The organism is Candidatus Arthromitus sp. SFB-turkey (assembly GCF_001655775.1).
Lineage (GTDB): Bacteria > Bacillota > Clostridia > Clostridiales > Clostridiaceae > Dwaynesavagella > Dwaynesavagella gallinarum.
Genome location: NZ_LXFF01000040.1, coordinates 1 through 16,531, shown reverse-complemented (window position 1 = coordinate 16,531; position 16,531 = coordinate 1). Strand labels below are relative to the sequence as shown.

The following is a 16,531-nucleotide window of genomic DNA, read 5'->3' as shown; positions in this document are numbered from 1 at the left end:
AGTTCTAGTGCTTGGTTCAAAGAAAAGACTTGCAACAATTTTTCCTTTAGCAATATCACTTACTGCACCTTCTTTAAATTGTTGAGCTCTATCTAAAATAGAAATAATTTCTTCAATCGAAAGGCTAGATAAATCAAACAAACTTTTCACTTTTTAATACCTCCTAACTAATAAATTACATAAAAAAACACACACTGCCAATACACAGTGTGCCATTACCATTTTTGTTTTGGCATTTCTAGTTATTCTATCAAAAACCAATTTCATTTACAATATTTTTGTATATTTTAAAAATTAAATTTATTCATTATCAAATTGTCCAAGGTATTCTTGATATTGGTCAAGTTCTTTTAAGTCTTTAACTTCCTCAATTTTTACTCCAAATATTGATTTTAATTTCACTGATTTTGGTACATATGCTATGTAATAACAATCACTGTTTAACTGAAAATGTATTGGTCTTACTTTCTTTCTTCCCCAAAACTTTTTGTAAAATTCCACTTCTTCCAGGTCATCTAACTTATCAAATTGAAATATGTATCCAATATCTGATAAAAAAAGAATAAAATTTACCCCAAATGTTTCAAGATCCTCTTCTTGTCCAACATATTCATCTGGTTCTAACCAATCAAGTTCATATTTTTCACAAAATTCATCATAATCAAGCTTTTTATAGTCATTTAAAAAGTTATTTGTTATCTCATGAAATTTTGCTGGTATAAGTTTTTCAAGTCTTGGATATTCTGGAATTCCTTTCTTATAAGTTTCTTTTGGAAAATCAAGCATCTTCTCTGGCATAAATTCCATTTCATTTTTATAATGAGCAAGTTCATATGGATAATGTGGATTGTCTTTTAATTCACTATCATCTAACTTAAACATCTTTGAAATAGCTGCACAATCCCAAAGCCAATTACCATATGGTCTTGTAGAATCGTTCCAATTTGTTTTGAAATGATATACTAATTTCTTAGAAGCCTGCTCTTTGTCTTTTTGCGCTAATTCTATAACTTCTTTCATAAATTCAAAATCATCATCCCAAAAGACGTCAGAATAAAATTTTCTTTTAAATCCACAAGCATTTACAATATAATCATACATAAGATCATGTTTTTTAACTCTATCCATAATACTAATTAATTTTTCAAATTTTTCTATACCTTCTTCAAATAATATTCCAAGTGCCAAAACAGAACAATCACGAAAACCAAAATTATAACTTGTTTTATCTACTTGATCTAGAAGTACTAAATATTCTTCACGTAATTCTGACAATTCTACACCTAATGTATATTTATACCTTATAATATCCAACTTACGCCTAATAATACTACTATGATTCGTATCTATAAGACTTAATTTATCATTCTTATCATACTCATCTTTATAGCGTTTATCTTCTACATATTTTGTAAATTCTTCAATATTTTTAAAACACTTATTTACTCTTTTTATTTCAGAAAATAATTCCTTCTCCACCTCTTCTTTTGTACATCTTTTATCTCTCATTTTCCTTGTCTCCTCTAATTCAATTAACCCTATTGAAATATCACAATGTGTATCTGACTGACTTACTTCATCTAATACTTTTTGCACTAAATCCATGCAATCTTGTCTGTGTTTTTCAAATAATTCAATCATAAAAGTTTCAGTCATTTCTCTATATAACATTCGATCAGATAAACTATTAATTTCTAAAATACGTTTATTAATATACTATCTTACATCAAATTCTTCTTCATAGAAAGGCTTTATCACATAAACACCACCATAACAAAAATATAATTTCTATTAATTGTTAAATATATTAATTATCAAACTGTCCAAAGTATTTTTCATATTGGTCAAGTTCTTTTAAGTCTTTAACTTCCTCAATCTTTATTCCAAATATTGATTTTAATTTTACCGACTTTGGTACATATGCTATGTAATAACAATCACATTTCAAGTCAAAACGTACTGGCTTTACTTTTCTCCTGCCCCAAAAACTTTTGTATAAATCAACGTGTTCAAGATCATCTAATTTATCAAATCCTAATATGTATCCATTATCTGTTAAAAAATAAATTAAATTTGTTCCAAATACTTCAGGGTCATCTTTTTTCTCAGCATATTCATCTGGATCTAACCAATCAAGTTCATATTTTTCACAAAACTCTTCATCACTAAGTGTTTTAAAGTCAACAAANNTCATTCCAATATGTTTTAAAATGGTGTACTAATTTCTTAGAAGCTTGTTCTCTATCTTTTTGTGCTAATTCTATAAGTTCCTTTGAAAACTTAAATCTATCTAATTTAAATACTTCAGAATAATATTTCCTTTTAAGTCCACAACCATTAATAAGATAATCAAATAAAAGATCATTATTTTTAAATTCATCCATTATAATAATTAATTTTTCAAACTTTTCTATACCTTCTTCAAATAATATTCCAAGTGAAACTATATTAGCGAAAAAATATCCACCTAAAGATTTAATTTTATCTATCTGATCTAAAAGCACTAAATATTCCTTATGTAATTCTGACAATTCTGCACCTAGTGTATATTTATAATTTATAATTTCTAATTCACGTTTAATAATACCACTATAATTGCTATCTATTAAATCTATTTTGTTTTCTTTATCTAGTCCATCCTTATAAAGTTTATCCTCTATATATTTTTTAAATTCTTCAATACGTTTAAAACAAGAATCTACTCCTTTAATTTGGTAATCCAATCCTTCTTCCACAATTTCTCTATTACATCTTTTATCTCTCATCAAAATTATCACCCCAAAATTATTTTATATAACATTTTCTTACCCTATTTCATTTTACATTACAAAAAATTTTTTCGATAGATACAATTTTATACAAAATAAAAAGAGATGCTCTTTGCATCTCTTCATTTTAGTTCAAATATTTTTCAGCTTCCTCTTTTATTAAATTATATTTCTTTAAAATATTCTTTGCTTGTTAAAACGTTTGCAAAAGTTCCATCAAGTGAACTCATATACACATTTTGAACTACATTAGCAGGTATTCGTTCTCCATTCCACTCTATATCTCTAGTTGTGCAAGCGTCTGAAACAAGAGTAACATTATATCCAAAATCTTTTGCTGACTTAACAGTTGCATCAACACAAATATGCGTCATCATACCACATATTACTAAGTCTGTTACATTGTTTAAATCCAATTCTTTCTTCAATGTAGTATTATGAAAACTATTCGGAGTATTTTTTTTAATAATTTTTTCAGAATCAAGAGGCTTAATTTCAGGATGTATTTCAACACCATTTGTATTAGGAATAAAAAACGGAATATCATTCACAGAAAAATGTTGCACAAAATAAATTAATAAATTATTTTCTCTAAAATATTTTAAAAGTTTTTTTACATTTTCTAAAGCTTGTACTGAATTATATAACTCAAAACATCCACCAGGAAAATAATCATTTTGAACATCTACAATTAATAACGCCTTATTCATATCTATAAATCCTTTCTTACATATATTATCGTTTACAAAAATAATATACTAAAAAAAATCAAAATTAAATTACTTACTTTTTTGTATGAATGTCTTGATAAGAAATCCCTTTTTTATCGAGAAATTCTGTCATTCCATATTCTACCATATATTCAATTCCTAACTCTTGCATAATCATAATCGCAGAAAGCATTTTCCTTCCACGTTTTGTTAAAAAATACTCAACTTTTAAAGGAAAACCCTTATATACTTTTTTATCAATTAATTTAAAATATTTTAGCTCACGTAATTGTTCAAGTAACATTTTTTGACTAATTCCAACTATACCACGTTTAAGATTAGTAAAAGAACATTTACCATCTCAGAGTTGAAAAATAATAATAGTTTTCCACTTCCCTTTAATAATATCATGTACTAACTCTAAAGGCCATGTATACTCATTTCGTATTTTCATCTCTTTTTCTCCAAATTTTCAATTAAAATTTTAGATAATGTATTCAAAATAAATAATATTTCCCTCACAAAATTTTAAAAAAAGGGTACAAACTTGTACCCCTCTTAACTTACCAAATTTTTTTCTCGATTTAACAAATATATAGTTAAACCACCTATTGCATTTCCAATTGCACAAATAAGTATATAGAATACAGCCTTAAAACTAAACGCTCTTGCAACACTCATATACACAATATTTGCTATACTATGTTCTCCACCAGTTCCTATAAAAAGCAATACAACTCCAACAGTAACTAAATCATGCCTACACGTAGCTGCTATTTGCATAAGAAATCCAACTACAATAGCCTTATACAAAGCAATAAACAAATTTGTCTGCATTTTTGCTTCCCAAATTTCTTCCGCATGGGTTTCTCCTAGAAAAGAAAATAAAAACCCAAAAAATAGACAAGCTATAGCATTCCCTAAAAATATAACTGATATATCTTTTATCTTTGAACCTGTATCTAATTCAGAACAAAGAATAGTTGCAACTTTACTAGTAAACAAATTTAAATTCATTGTTAAAATTATTATTAATGCAACAGAAAACACTATTTTAGAAAGTACATCGTAATTCAAAAGATAATTATATCCAACAATTGAAACAACAATACCCGCTAAAATTGCCTTTTTAATTTTCAAATTTTAACACTCCTTATGATTTATAAAATTTAATTAAGATTATAACCATCAAAAATAATAACATACATTTCAATGAAAAAATACACTAATTCAAACTATTAATATTAAATACTTTTTACTAAAAACAAAAAATAATACTTTTTAAATAAAACTACATACAATAAATTTTTTCAAAAAACAAAACCTGCAAAAAATTTGCAGGTTATCTTAAAATTCATTTTAATATTTCCTCCAATTTCAACGAACATTCCACAAGAAATATTATCAAATAAATTTTATCATTTCAAATTAATATTATTTCAATTCACTAACAGCATTTCTAGTTATAACAAGTTTATCTTCAATATCTTTTAAATTATTTTTTGCCATCCCAATAAACAACATATCAATAATTGCTAATTGTGATATTCTTGAACTTATTGCTCCTTCTCTCAAGGATTTTTCAACATACGGAACATTCAGAGTAATATCTGAAATATTTGAAAGTTTGTTATCTATACTAGCCTTTGTTATAGAAATTAATTTAACATTATTCTTCTTAATATTTTCCGCACACAAAATAACTTCTCTCGTTTCCCCTGAGTAAGAAATCACAAGTGCGACATCATCTTTTTCAATAAGTACAGATGAAGTAACTTGAAGATGTGCATCATTATGATAAACACATCTTTTTCCTATTCTACTTAATTTATAATAAAAATCTAGTCCAACAAGCCCCGAAACACCAACACCAAAAATATAAATGCTCTTTGCATTAATCAAAATTTCTATAGCTTTTTCTAATTCATCTTCTTTAATTAAATCTGATGTAACATCGACTATATTTTTAAAAGTTTGTCTTATTCCATTAATTATATTTCTCACACTTAAATCTTCATCTAAATACTCAAACTTCTTATCACTTTTATTATTTTCAAAACTAATTGACAAACTCAATTTCATTTCATTCAAACTATTAAAACCTAATTTTTTTGAAAACCTCACAACGGTAGGCGCTGATGTTCCTGTTATTTCAGAAATTTCTTTAGCTGACATATTAAGTATTCTTCTTTCCTTCAACAACAAATAATCAGCAATAAGCTTTTCTCTTTTTGTAAACTTACTATAATTTTGCTCCACATATTGAAATAGATTCATCCATAAACTCCTGTTATTAATTAACTATACTAAAATAAAATTTTTTACCACCTTTAATATATTTTAACAAATGAATATCCTCTTGTAAAATCGAAGCAACAACATTAGTTCTAATATCAGCTTTTTGATTAACTTTAATTATTTGTAGTTCACCCATATATCTACCATAATCAACATTATCAATGACAATATCACCAATATTTTTATCAACCGTATTTAATGGTTTAACTTTATTTTTATCCAAAATCAATCTACTCTCAGCTGCTCTAATCACATCTCTTGCCTCATCAATTCTAGAACTGTAAACTTGTTTCAATAGTTCCTCAATAATTTTATCATGTACCTTCAATTTAATTCTTAATTCTATTGCATCCTGTCTCAATTGTGATAGATTTTTTAATTCTTCATAACTTGGTAAAGAATCTCCAATAAATACCGATGTATTTCCTAGAGCAAATAAATGATTCGCACAATTTCTAACTTCTTTTCCTCTATGTTCTTCTAATGTAGGCAATCCATTTTTTAAAGGACTTCTTTTCCTATTATTTGACTCAATAAATGCACCAACTTCAATTCCCCTATTGCTTAATATAAAATTTTTTTCAACCATACATTCTTCAGAAATACCTGTACCTTCTCTTGGATAAAAATTATGAAGAGCATCTACATTATCATAATTCATGCCCATTCTATCTAATTTTATTAAAAATTCTTCAGTAACTGTAGAAGCGTTAAGTTGCAACTTAATACCATAAGTATTTTTACTCATCTTTACTATTTCTTCTTCTGAATACCCAAAATCTATCCTTAATGTTTTAACACCTAAATTTTTTAATTCTTTCAAATTCATATTTTCAATATTCAAAAATTTAAATGTATTTGGAGATACATCACTGATAATGTCCATTTGATAATCTTTTGCTATCCTAAAAAATTCTTTAACTTCATCTCTTAAAATTTTATAATCTGCCTCTGGAACATGTAATGAAGTAAAAATCCTACTAAATCCCATTTTTTTAGCATCAATCAAAAGTTTAATGTTTTCTTCCATACTATTGTCTAATCCAAAATAAACAGAAAAACCTAAACTCATATAATACCTCCAAATATATACAATTATTATTCTATAGGATCTTCAAACCCTAATAATTCTGTGAATACATATCCTGCAACATACGATGCCAAAACACCAACTAAAAAAACTAAAAATTTCCCGTTAGCAATTAAAAGTGCCAAAGGCAACCCAGATACTCCAAGTGCCACAGCTCCAACTTTAAACGCTGCCATAACTGCTCCACCAACAGCTGCACCCAAACAAGCTCCTAAAAATGGTTTTCCAAGTGGTAAAGTAATTCCATATATCAAAGGTTCTCCAATACCTAAAACTCCTGGTATAAATCCATTTTTAGCAGTTTTCTTCAATCTTTTATTTTTTGTCCTTCTAAATACTGCTATAGTTGCTCCAACCTGAGCCATCCCCGCTGCAGCTAAAGCTGGAAGAAGTATTGTATATCCCACATTTGCTATTAAATCTGCATGTATTGGAGTTAATGCTTGATGCATTCCAATCATAACAAGAGGTAAAAATAAACCACCAGATATTGCTCCTGAAATAATAGAAATAAAATAATTATCTGAAGCTATTGTTTTGGCAACTAATACTCCTACAGAATCTGAAATAAATCCTCCAACTGGTTGAAGTATAAATAAAGCTGCTAAAACTGATATCGTTAATGTAACTAATGGGGTAATAAACAAATCTAAAACATCTGGAACAATTTTCCTACATTGTTTTTCAATAAAAACTGCTAATACAACAACTAAAATTACAGATATAATTCCACCACGACCAGGAGTTAATTCTTTACCAAATAAAACTATACTCGAAAGTGAAGAAGAAGAAATTACTCCTCCTAAAGCTCCTCCTATCATAGGCATTTGAGAACCAAACTCTTTTGCAGCATTAACTCCAACCAAAATAGATAATACAGAAAAAACTGAATTTCCTATAAGTGATATAATTTTAGCAGCTGTAGTTAATTTATAGGAATTACCAAAGTAAGTTGAAGCTATATTATTAATAGCTAATACAAGTCCACAGGCTATAAATAATGGTATTAATGGTATAAATACATTCCCTAATTTTTTAAGTGCATTTTTAAATTTTGTATCGTTCTTTTCTTTTAACCTTTTTTTAGTCTCCTGAACGGCTTCATCTCCTAAAAGAATTTTTGTTCCTAAAAGGTTTTTAACTTCTTGAGTTACTTTATTAACTTTTCCAGGACCATATATAACTTGTAACTGTCCTTCAGCTTGTACAACTCCCAAAGTGCCTTCTAATTTTTCAATTTTATCAATATCTACTTTAGACATATCTCTAATTTCTAATCTACAACGCGTCATACAATTTTCAACTGATTTAATATTATCTCTTCCGCCAACAAGTTCAATTAATTTTTTAGCAATTTCTTTATCTGTCATATAAAATCCCCCTATCTTACTTAATGCTCTCCAAAGCTTTGGCAATATATCCATCATTTTCTAGTAATTTTTCTCTTGCATCATTTAAACTTAATCCTGACAAAATCATGAATATTGAAAGTTTAACATCATAATCAGTTTTCAATAAAATATCTTCAGCTAAATTTTTTTCAATCCCCGTAGCTTCACAAACTATTTTTTTTGCCCTCTCAATTAATTTTTTATTAGTAGCTTTTACATCCACCATTAAATTTCCATACACTTTTCCAAGTTTTATCATAGAACCAGTTGATAACATATTCAAAACTAACTTTTGAGCAGTTCCTGACTTTAATCTCGTAGATCCTGTTATAACCTCAGCTCCAACTATTGGAGCAATAGAAATTTGGGATGTTTTTGAAACTTCTGAGTCAGAATTACATGTAATTGATATCGTTAAAGCTCCTATCTGATTTCCATATTCAAGCCCACCAACTACGTAAGGGGTTCTACCTGATGCTGCAATACCAACAACAATATCATTTGATGATAATTTTTTTAATTTTAAATCCTCAATTGCAAGCTCTTTAGAATCTTCTGCTCCTTCTTTTGCTCTAAAAATAGCCTCATGTCCTCCAGCTATAATTCCTTGAATTAATTCTTCAGAAACTCCATAAGTTGGCGGACATTCAGACGCATCTAATATTCCTAACCTTCCAGAAGTACCAGCACCTATATAAATTAATCTTCCACCTTTCTTAATTCTTTCAACAATATAATCTATAGCTTGGGCTATCTTAGGAATTTCTTTTTCTACAGCTTCTGCAACCTTTTTATCCTCATTATTAATAATTTTAACCATCTCTAGTGTAGAAACTTTATCTATATTTGATGTATTCAAATTTCTACTTTCAGTAGTTAGTTTATCCAATTTTAAATCACTCATCATAAAACCTCCATTTTATCTTGTTTACGTTTTCATCCATAACTTATAATACCACTTTTGAAATAATATTTTAATACTTCTTTATTTAAATTTTATTTTATTTCATTAAATTTATATATTTATTGAGTGTAATACATGAAAGTATGTGTAAAAAAACAAATTTGATTCAAAAATTTTCACAAACAAAAAGCCTGTTAAATCAAAAATTTAACAAGCTTCATAATATATATATATCATTAAACTACTCTCTCAAACTTAAATTTTAATTCTTGATCATCTCTATATCTTTTAGCCAAACTCTCATCTCCAGTCAATAATAATAATTCAATATAAACTTGCTCTCCTTCATAATCGCTCATAATTTCTTCAACTTCTTCAACTTTATCCCTTTCTACACATAAATCATACAACGATTTCATATCATCCATATACTCACTAATATCTTCTACATCTAAAATTTCTTCTAACTTTTTATCCCTATCCTTTGTCAACTGCTCAAAATATTTTTGAGATTTATAATCGCTATCTTCAGTCCAAATATATTCATTAGATACATTCGCTCCAGCACTTATATACATAAATGCAGAAAATATAAAACTAAAAATAATTCCCATAGATGTAAATTTTAAAAATTTTGATGATACTCTTTTCATTTCAATACACTCCTCTTTTTAATAAATACATTAATTTAAATCCTCCATTTTTTTATAACAATAAATATTATTCAAATGATTAAAAATAAATTTATAATCATAAAAGTTATTCTATAATCTTATTATTACACATTACAGACTAAATCAATAACAAAATTGTTTTAAATTTTTATACAAATTTAAACAAAATAATAAAGAGCGTATTTTTCACACTCTTTATTACTCTCTTTTTTAAAAAATTGTTATTTCGTAAATATCTTAACAATTTTTGATAAACATTTTGGTAATTTTACCGCTATAATTTTCATACGCATAACTCCCCTTAATTTTTAAAAATAAAAAAAATTTTACTTGTCTATATATATGTTAATTTATACAATTTATGCTACTTTTAAAACACTAAATATATAAAAACAGGTTTATTTACACGTATATTTACTTTTTCTTTTTTCCATTTATTTGATAAAGTTAATGCACTTATCATATCCAATTCCTTATTATTAAGCTCATATTCTGCTCCACTTATAGAAACTACTGTATTTTCATAAATTGGTACAAGTGAAAAAAATTCAAAATTATCTTTTTCAAAAACTCTTTCCCCATCAAATGTAGTTATTACATTAAATTCATCAATCATAGACACTTCTATATTATTTTGAAAAAATTTATTCATTAACCTTAAATTAAACAAAAAATGGTCTGACCTTTTCCCAGTACATCCAAATAAATAAACTTTACTAAATTTTTTATCAATACAATAATTAGTCGCTATTTCCAAATCACTATAATCCATATCAATCTTTTTTATATTCAAAACTTTATCTATAAAGTTTTTATATTTTATTGAATCAAAATCACCTATTACTAAATCAATTTTTATATTATTTTCAATTAAATAATTACATCCACCATCAACACCAATTGTAAAAACATCATTTAAATCTACAAACTTTCTTACAATATCAAATGTTTTAAATTCTCCATTACCAAAAATCACTGCCTCCATAGCTATCTTCTCTTTTCTTTAAATTTATTATAAATTTTCACATACATATCATATCTCATTTTATTTATTTCTCCAATTTCAACAGCATGTTTAACACCACATCCGTGTTCAGTAATATGATTACATTCCCTAAACTTACAATTATCGTAATTATAAAAATCTATAAAGTAATTTTTAAGATTATATTGATTAATATCTTTTGATATTTCAATTGAAGTAAACCCTGGAGTATCTGCAATATAACCATCAAAATCTTTTAAATAAATAAGTTGAGAAAATCTAGTTGTATGACGTCCCCTTTTAATTTTACAACTTAATTCAGATGTTTCCATAACATTTTTATCAAATATAACATTTAAAAGACTAGATTTTCCAACACCAGAAGGACCGCAAAAACAAGAAATATTTTTACTCAATTTTTCCTTAATACAATTGATATTCAAATTATCCTTAACACTAACAAATAAAACATCATAAGGAAACTTTTCAAATAACTTATTTAATTCAATACTGCTTTCTTCATCATGCAAATCACACTTATTAATAACAACACATATTTTAACACCCAGAACCTCAAAATTTATTATTAACTTATTCAATAATTCTAGATTTATCTTAGGTTCTTTATAAGATAAAACAATAAACACCTGTGTTACATTTGATAATTGTGGTCTAATAAAATCTGTGGTTCTATCATAAATTTTCTCAATAACTCCCTCTTTTTTATCTTTATCAATTATATTTATAGATACATTATCTCCAACTTTAGGTTCAATCTCTTTAAATCTAAATTTTTTTCTAGATTTACAAAAATATTCAACTTTTTCACAAATAACATAATAAAAACCATCTATAGCTTTAACAATAATACCATCAACAATATTCATATCTACTCCCAAATAATTTTAAATAAAAAAATAGCTTTCAAAAATTTAAACTAAAATTTTCAAAAAGCTATCATAAAAACTAATATACACTAATCACCTTAACTTTTGTACCCAAAGAAACTTTTTCTCCTTTCTCATAATCTATCTGTTTAATAAGATCATCTTCATTAAAACCAGATCCATCTAACTCAAGCCCTAACTCATTAAATATTTCTTTTGCATCCTTTATTGTTAAATTATCAGCAGATGGTATAGTCACAGTATTATCTTCTTTATAATCTTCTTCACTAGTTTCTTGATCTGAATTATCAGTTTGTGTTTCTTCCAATGGTTTATCATTTTTATCTTCCAATTTATCATCTACACTTTCTTGATTTTCTTCCTGCTTTTCAACATAATTATAATAAGTAAGTTGAATAACAACACTAGGTCTAATCTCAATATCCTTAGGAATTGATTGATCAAAAACTTTCTCATGATCATCTTTAATAGAAGTATCTACAGAATTAAACTCTATAGAAATCCCATTTAAAGTTGCCAGATTCTTTGCTTCAACGATATCAAGACCAATAAACTCTGGTACAATCACAAGTCTAGTTTCAGAACCTTTGCTAATTACCACGTCAATCGTTTGATTTTTATCAACCTCAGAATTATAACTTGGAGTTTGAATCATTATCTTTCCAACATCATATATTTCACTAAATCTTTCTTCTATATTCCCAATTTTCAAATCATTATTTCTTAAAATAACCCGCGCTTCATCTAATGTTTTATTTATTAAATCTGGAACTTTTACTTGTTCAATTCCTTCACTCAATATTACTTTAACCGTATCCCCTTTTTTTAATAAATTGCCTGATTTAGGATAAGTATCAACAACAAAATTCTTCTCCAAATCACTTTCAACATATCCAGACAACTCATATTTAAGTCCCAAAGATTCCAGTTCACGTTGATATTGACTTCCTATCTTACCAACAACAGAAGGAACTTCTACATTTTGAGAAAATAAACCAACTACATCTTTAACCCAAAATAAAAATACAAACAGAACTAATATTATAAATGAAACCAAAAGTATAATTATAGATTTTATTAAACCATTTTTTTTATTTTTATTCCTCTTAGCCATGTCATCTACATTAAGTTGATCCATAACCATAGTGGAATCATTCACATTATATTTAGCTACAAAATGCTTTTTATTATTTTGAATAGCTAGTAAATCATTTCTAATTTCTTTAATATTTTGATATCTCAATGCAGGATTTTTTTGAAGACATCTAATTATAAGGTTATTTATACCAATAGGTAATTTATCATTCAATTCGATAGGTTCAATCGGATCAACTTGTATATGTTGCAACGCTATATTAACAGGAGTTCCTTGAGTAAATGGTAACTTACCTGTAAACATTTCATACAAAACCACGCCAAAAGAATAAATGTCACTTCTACAATCTACAAAATTACCCTTAGCTTGTTCCGGAGATATATAATAAGCTGAACCTAAAATTTTACCTGAATTAGTTATAGTTGCTGAGTCTGATGATTTAGCAATACCAAAATCAGTAACTTTTATCTCCCCAGAATTCGAAACTAATATATTTTGAGATTTTACATCTCTGTGTATCAAATTTATATCATGTGCAACAATCAATGCATTACAAATTTGAATACTAAAATCTATAGCTGATTTAATTGACAAAATCCCTGCATCACTTATGTATTCTTTTAATGTTTTACCATCTATGTATTCCATAACAATATAATGAATATTTCCTTCTGTACCTATATCATAAACTTTCACTATATTATTATTAGAAAGTTTTGCAACTTCCATCGCTTCATCTTTAAATTTACGAACAAATTCTTCATCACTGGTCAATTCCTGCTTAAGTATCTTTACAGAAATAAATCTTTTTAAAATTTTACACCTAGCTTTATAAACATTGGCCATACCACCTTCGCCAAGTTTTTCTATTATTTCATATCTCCCACTTATTACCTCACCTATCATTATTAGTGCCTCCAAAAATTATTAGAGATACATTATCTCTTCCTCCTCTTTCTTTAACCAAAGCAACTAACTCACTACAAACTTTATAAAGACTTTCTTTATTTTTAGTAATATATGGAACAATTTCTTTATAATCAACATCATTTACTAAACCATCGGTACACAACAAATAAAAACTTTGGATATCTTTTTCAATAACAAAAAGATCTATCTCAACATCCTGATTTATACCTATAGATCTCGTTATAATATTTTTATTCGGATGATCTTTAGCCTCATCTTGAGTTAAAATACCATCATCTATAAACTGCTGCACAAGCGAATGATCCTTAGTTATTTTAGTAATTATTTCATCTTTTATAACAAAAAAACAACTATCTCCAACATTAACAACATAAATCTCATTATTACAAACAAATGCCAACGTCAAAGTCGTCCCCATTCCTTTATATTTTTTATCGCTTAAAGATTTAAAATAAATAGCATTATTAGCATATCTAACCGCATTAGCTAACATATCTTTTATATTGTCATATTCACAATATTTTTTATTTATATATTCCCTAATCTTATGTACACACATTTTACTCGCTACATCACCAGCATTATGTCCTCCCATACCGTCAGCAACAATATACAATTGATAACTATCACATATATAATAATCCAAATAATCTTCATTAACAGCTCTAAGATTACCTATATCACTTATAGCTCCAACCATTATAGAGTATCCTCCTACTTACTATAACTTAACCTAAGCTGACCACATGCTGCGTCTATATCTACTCCCTTTTTTTGTCTTATGGTGGCATTTATTCCATTTTTCAATAAATCACCATAAAATTTATTTATTTTTTTAGATTCTCTAAAATCATTTTCCTTAATTTCATTTACAGGTATAATATTAACATGAGCTTTAGCTCTTTTACACAAATCAACTAATTCTTTAACATCATCGTCCCCATCATTCATTCCATCTATTAATAAATATTCAAACGATATTCTTCTCTTAGTATTTTCAAAATAATATATACAAGCATCTATCAATTCTGATATAGAATACGAATATGCAACAGGCATAATCTTTTTACGTTTTTCATCATTAACAGCATGGAGTGAAATTGCAAGATTTATACTTAAATTTTCTCTTGCCAAATCATATATTTTAGGAACTATACCACAAGTTGAAAGTGTTATATGACGATTACTCATACCAAACTTATTCTTCATTTCCCCAATAAACGAAATAATATTTTCATAATTATATAAAGGTTCACCTGTTCCCATAAGCACTATTCTATTTATTTTTTTATTTGTATACTTTTCAACTATTAAAATCTGTGCCAAAAGTTCACATAACTCTAGATTTCTCAAAAATCCATTAACTGTAGACGCGCAAAATTTACATCCCATCCTACATCCAACTTGAGTTGATATACAAATAGTATTTCCATAATCATAACTCATAAACACACACTCTATTAAATTATCATCTATTAACTTCAGTAAAAATTTAACCGTACCATCAACTGACTGTTGTACCTTAGCTATTGATGGTAAAGAAATATTAAGTATTCCGTAAAGTTCCTCTCTCTCTTTTTTACTAATATTTGTCATTTCATTAAAATCAAAAATTTTTTTATCATATACCCAATTATTTATTTGATCTGCCCTAAATTTCTTAAAGCCATTTTGTTCCAAATATTCTTTCAATTCATCTTTTTTAAAATTCAATACATTAACCATATTATCCTCTTAAATTTTTCTCAATTTACACATAAAAAAACCATCATTTATTTTACTCGGAAAAAGAGTTATCATATTATTGATATTTTCAATTTTTAAATCTCTAAATAAAGTAACATCTATTTCTTCAATTACAAAATTTTTATTATTACTTAAAAAATTATTAATTATATTTTCATTCTCATTTTTATTAAGCGTACATGTTGTGTACATTAAAATTCCATTTTTCTTTACATATCTTGAAGCTATATTAATTATCTTTTTCTGCACACTAATAATTTCTTCCAAATCTGATTGATTTTTAAACCATTTTATTTCAGGTTTTTTCTTTATAACCCCAAAACCTGAACAAGGAGCATCTAACAAAACTTTATCAGCTAAATCCAAAAAATTATCATTAACAATAGTAGCATCATTTACAAAACATTCTATCGATTTTATACCTAATCTAAAAATATTATTTCTTATCAATTTAATTTTGTGTTCGTGCACATCACATGAAATTATTTTTCCATTATCTTTAATTAATTCTGCTATATATGTAGATTTTCCTCCAGGAGCAGCACATAAATCAATTATAGTATCTCCTACTCTCGGACTTAAAATTTCACAAACTAATTGCGAACTCAAATCTTGAATACTTAATAAACCCTCTTTATACAAATGACTATTTGTAATATCTGACACATATCTAATTTTTAAAGCATTTTGAAATTGCTCTAAATTTTCAATTTTAAATTCACTAAATTTATGTAAAAAATCTTCCTTAGAATATTTTAACGAATTAATCCTACAACAAGTATCTCCTCTTTCATTTAAGGAAGACATCAAATTTATATATTCTTTTGGATATTGCTTTTTAAGCAATTTTATCATCCATGTAGCAAAAGAATACTCATCTTGCAGAGTATTCTTTCTATTTTTTATAGTATCTTTATTTCTTAAATAATTACGTAAAACTCCATTTACAAACTTACTTTTGTTATTACATAATAACTTAGTCGCTTCCACACTTTCATTTAAAACTGCATATTCTGGTACTTTATCAAGAT

At 26.6% G+C, this 16,531-nt stretch carries 15 protein-coding genes and 2 pseudogenes; all 17 read right to left on the bottom strand.

Going from position 1 to position 16,531, the window contains the following annotated elements; translation table 11 throughout:
- Positions 1-150 (bottom strand): annotated as a pseudogene (locus A6P36_RS08515) (aspartate carbamoyltransferase catalytic subunit); the annotation flags it as partial.
- Positions 151-300: 150 nt separating this feature from the next.
- Complete coding sequence (locus A6P36_RS07770; protein ID WP_066762978.1) at positions 301-1,656, bottom strand: PoNe immunity protein domain-containing protein; 1,356 nt, start codon at positions 1,654-1,656, stop codon at positions 301-303.
- Positions 1,657-2,190: 534 nt separating this feature from the next.
- Positions 2,191-2,765, bottom strand: a 575-nt coding sequence (locus A6P36_RS07760) for a PoNe immunity protein domain-containing protein (protein ID WP_242861687.1), incomplete at its 3' end; no start/stop codon positions are given.
- Between the two features lie 167 nt (positions 2,766-2,932).
- Positions 2,933-3,478 carry a cysteine hydrolase family protein gene (locus A6P36_RS07755; RefSeq protein WP_066762967.1) on the bottom strand — a complete coding sequence of 182 codons (546 nt, stop codon included), beginning with the start codon at positions 3,476-3,478 and terminating at the stop codon, positions 2,933-2,935.
- Positions 3,479-3,551: 73 nt separating this feature from the next.
- Positions 3,552-3,932: pseudogene (locus tag A6P36_RS07750) on the bottom strand (winged helix-turn-helix transcriptional regulator).
- A gap of 104 nt (positions 3,933-4,036) precedes the next feature.
- The gene (locus A6P36_RS07745) at positions 4,037-4,618 is read right to left on the bottom strand and encodes a formate/nitrite transporter family protein (protein ID WP_066762965.1); all 582 of its coding nucleotides are present in this window, start codon (positions 4,616-4,618) and stop codon (positions 4,037-4,039) included.
- 294 nt (positions 4,619-4,912) lie between these two features.
- Positions 4,913-5,755, bottom strand: coding sequence for a MurR/RpiR family transcriptional regulator (locus A6P36_RS07740; protein WP_066762964.1), 843 nt, complete (start codon positions 5,753-5,755; stop codon positions 4,913-4,915).
- Between the two features lie 16 nt (positions 5,756-5,771).
- Complete coding sequence (locus A6P36_RS07735) at positions 5,772-6,848, bottom strand: MupG family TIM beta-alpha barrel fold protein (RefSeq protein WP_066762962.1); 1,077 nt, start codon at positions 6,846-6,848, stop codon at positions 5,772-5,774.
- A 26-nt stretch (positions 6,849-6,874) separates the two neighbouring features.
- A complete protein-coding gene (locus A6P36_RS07730; RefSeq protein ID WP_066762959.1) occupies positions 6,875-8,236 on the bottom strand; it encodes a PTS transporter subunit EIIC in 1,362 nt (453 codons plus the stop codon).
- Positions 8,237-8,252: 16 nt separating this feature from the next.
- Positions 8,253-9,161 carry an N-acetylmuramic acid 6-phosphate etherase gene (gene murQ / locus A6P36_RS07725; RefSeq protein ID WP_066762956.1) on the bottom strand — a complete coding sequence of 303 codons (909 nt, stop codon included), beginning with the start codon at positions 9,159-9,161 and terminating at the stop codon, positions 8,253-8,255.
- Between the two features lie 236 nt (positions 9,162-9,397).
- Positions 9,398-9,814, bottom strand: a complete 417-nt coding sequence (locus A6P36_RS07720) for a hypothetical protein (protein WP_066762952.1) — start codon at positions 9,812-9,814, stop codon at positions 9,398-9,400.
- Between the two features lie 391 nt (positions 9,815-10,205).
- Complete coding sequence (locus tag A6P36_RS07715) at positions 10,206-10,820, bottom strand: thiamine diphosphokinase (protein ID WP_066762949.1); 615 nt, start codon at positions 10,818-10,820, stop codon at positions 10,206-10,208.
- 2 nt (positions 10,821-10,822) lie between these two features.
- On the bottom strand, positions 10,823-11,707 hold the full coding sequence (gene rsgA / locus A6P36_RS07710; RefSeq protein WP_066762945.1) for a ribosome small subunit-dependent GTPase A: 885 nt from the start codon (positions 11,705-11,707) through the stop codon (positions 10,823-10,825).
- Between the two features lie 79 nt (positions 11,708-11,786).
- Positions 11,787-13,730, bottom strand: coding sequence for a Stk1 family PASTA domain-containing Ser/Thr kinase (pknB, locus tag A6P36_RS07705; RefSeq protein ID WP_066762943.1), 1,944 nt, complete (start codon positions 13,728-13,730; stop codon positions 11,787-11,789).
- On the bottom strand, positions 13,720-14,454 hold the full coding sequence (locus A6P36_RS07700) for a Stp1/IreP family PP2C-type Ser/Thr phosphatase (RefSeq protein WP_066762940.1): 735 nt from the start codon (positions 14,452-14,454) through the stop codon (positions 13,720-13,722). The genes pknB and A6P36_RS07700 overlap by 11 nt, the downstream gene beginning before the upstream one ends.
- A 14-nt stretch (positions 14,455-14,468) precedes the next feature.
- Entirely contained in the window at positions 14,469-15,479 is a 1,011-nt protein-coding gene (gene rlmN, locus A6P36_RS07695) for a 23S rRNA (adenine(2503)-C(2))-methyltransferase RlmN (protein ID WP_066762937.1), read from the bottom strand.
- A 9-nt stretch (positions 15,480-15,488) separates the two neighbouring features.
- Positions 15,489-16,531, bottom strand: a 1,043-nt coding sequence (gene rsmB / locus A6P36_RS07690; RefSeq protein WP_066762935.1) for a 16S rRNA (cytosine(967)-C(5))-methyltransferase RsmB, incomplete at its 5' end; no start/stop codon positions are given.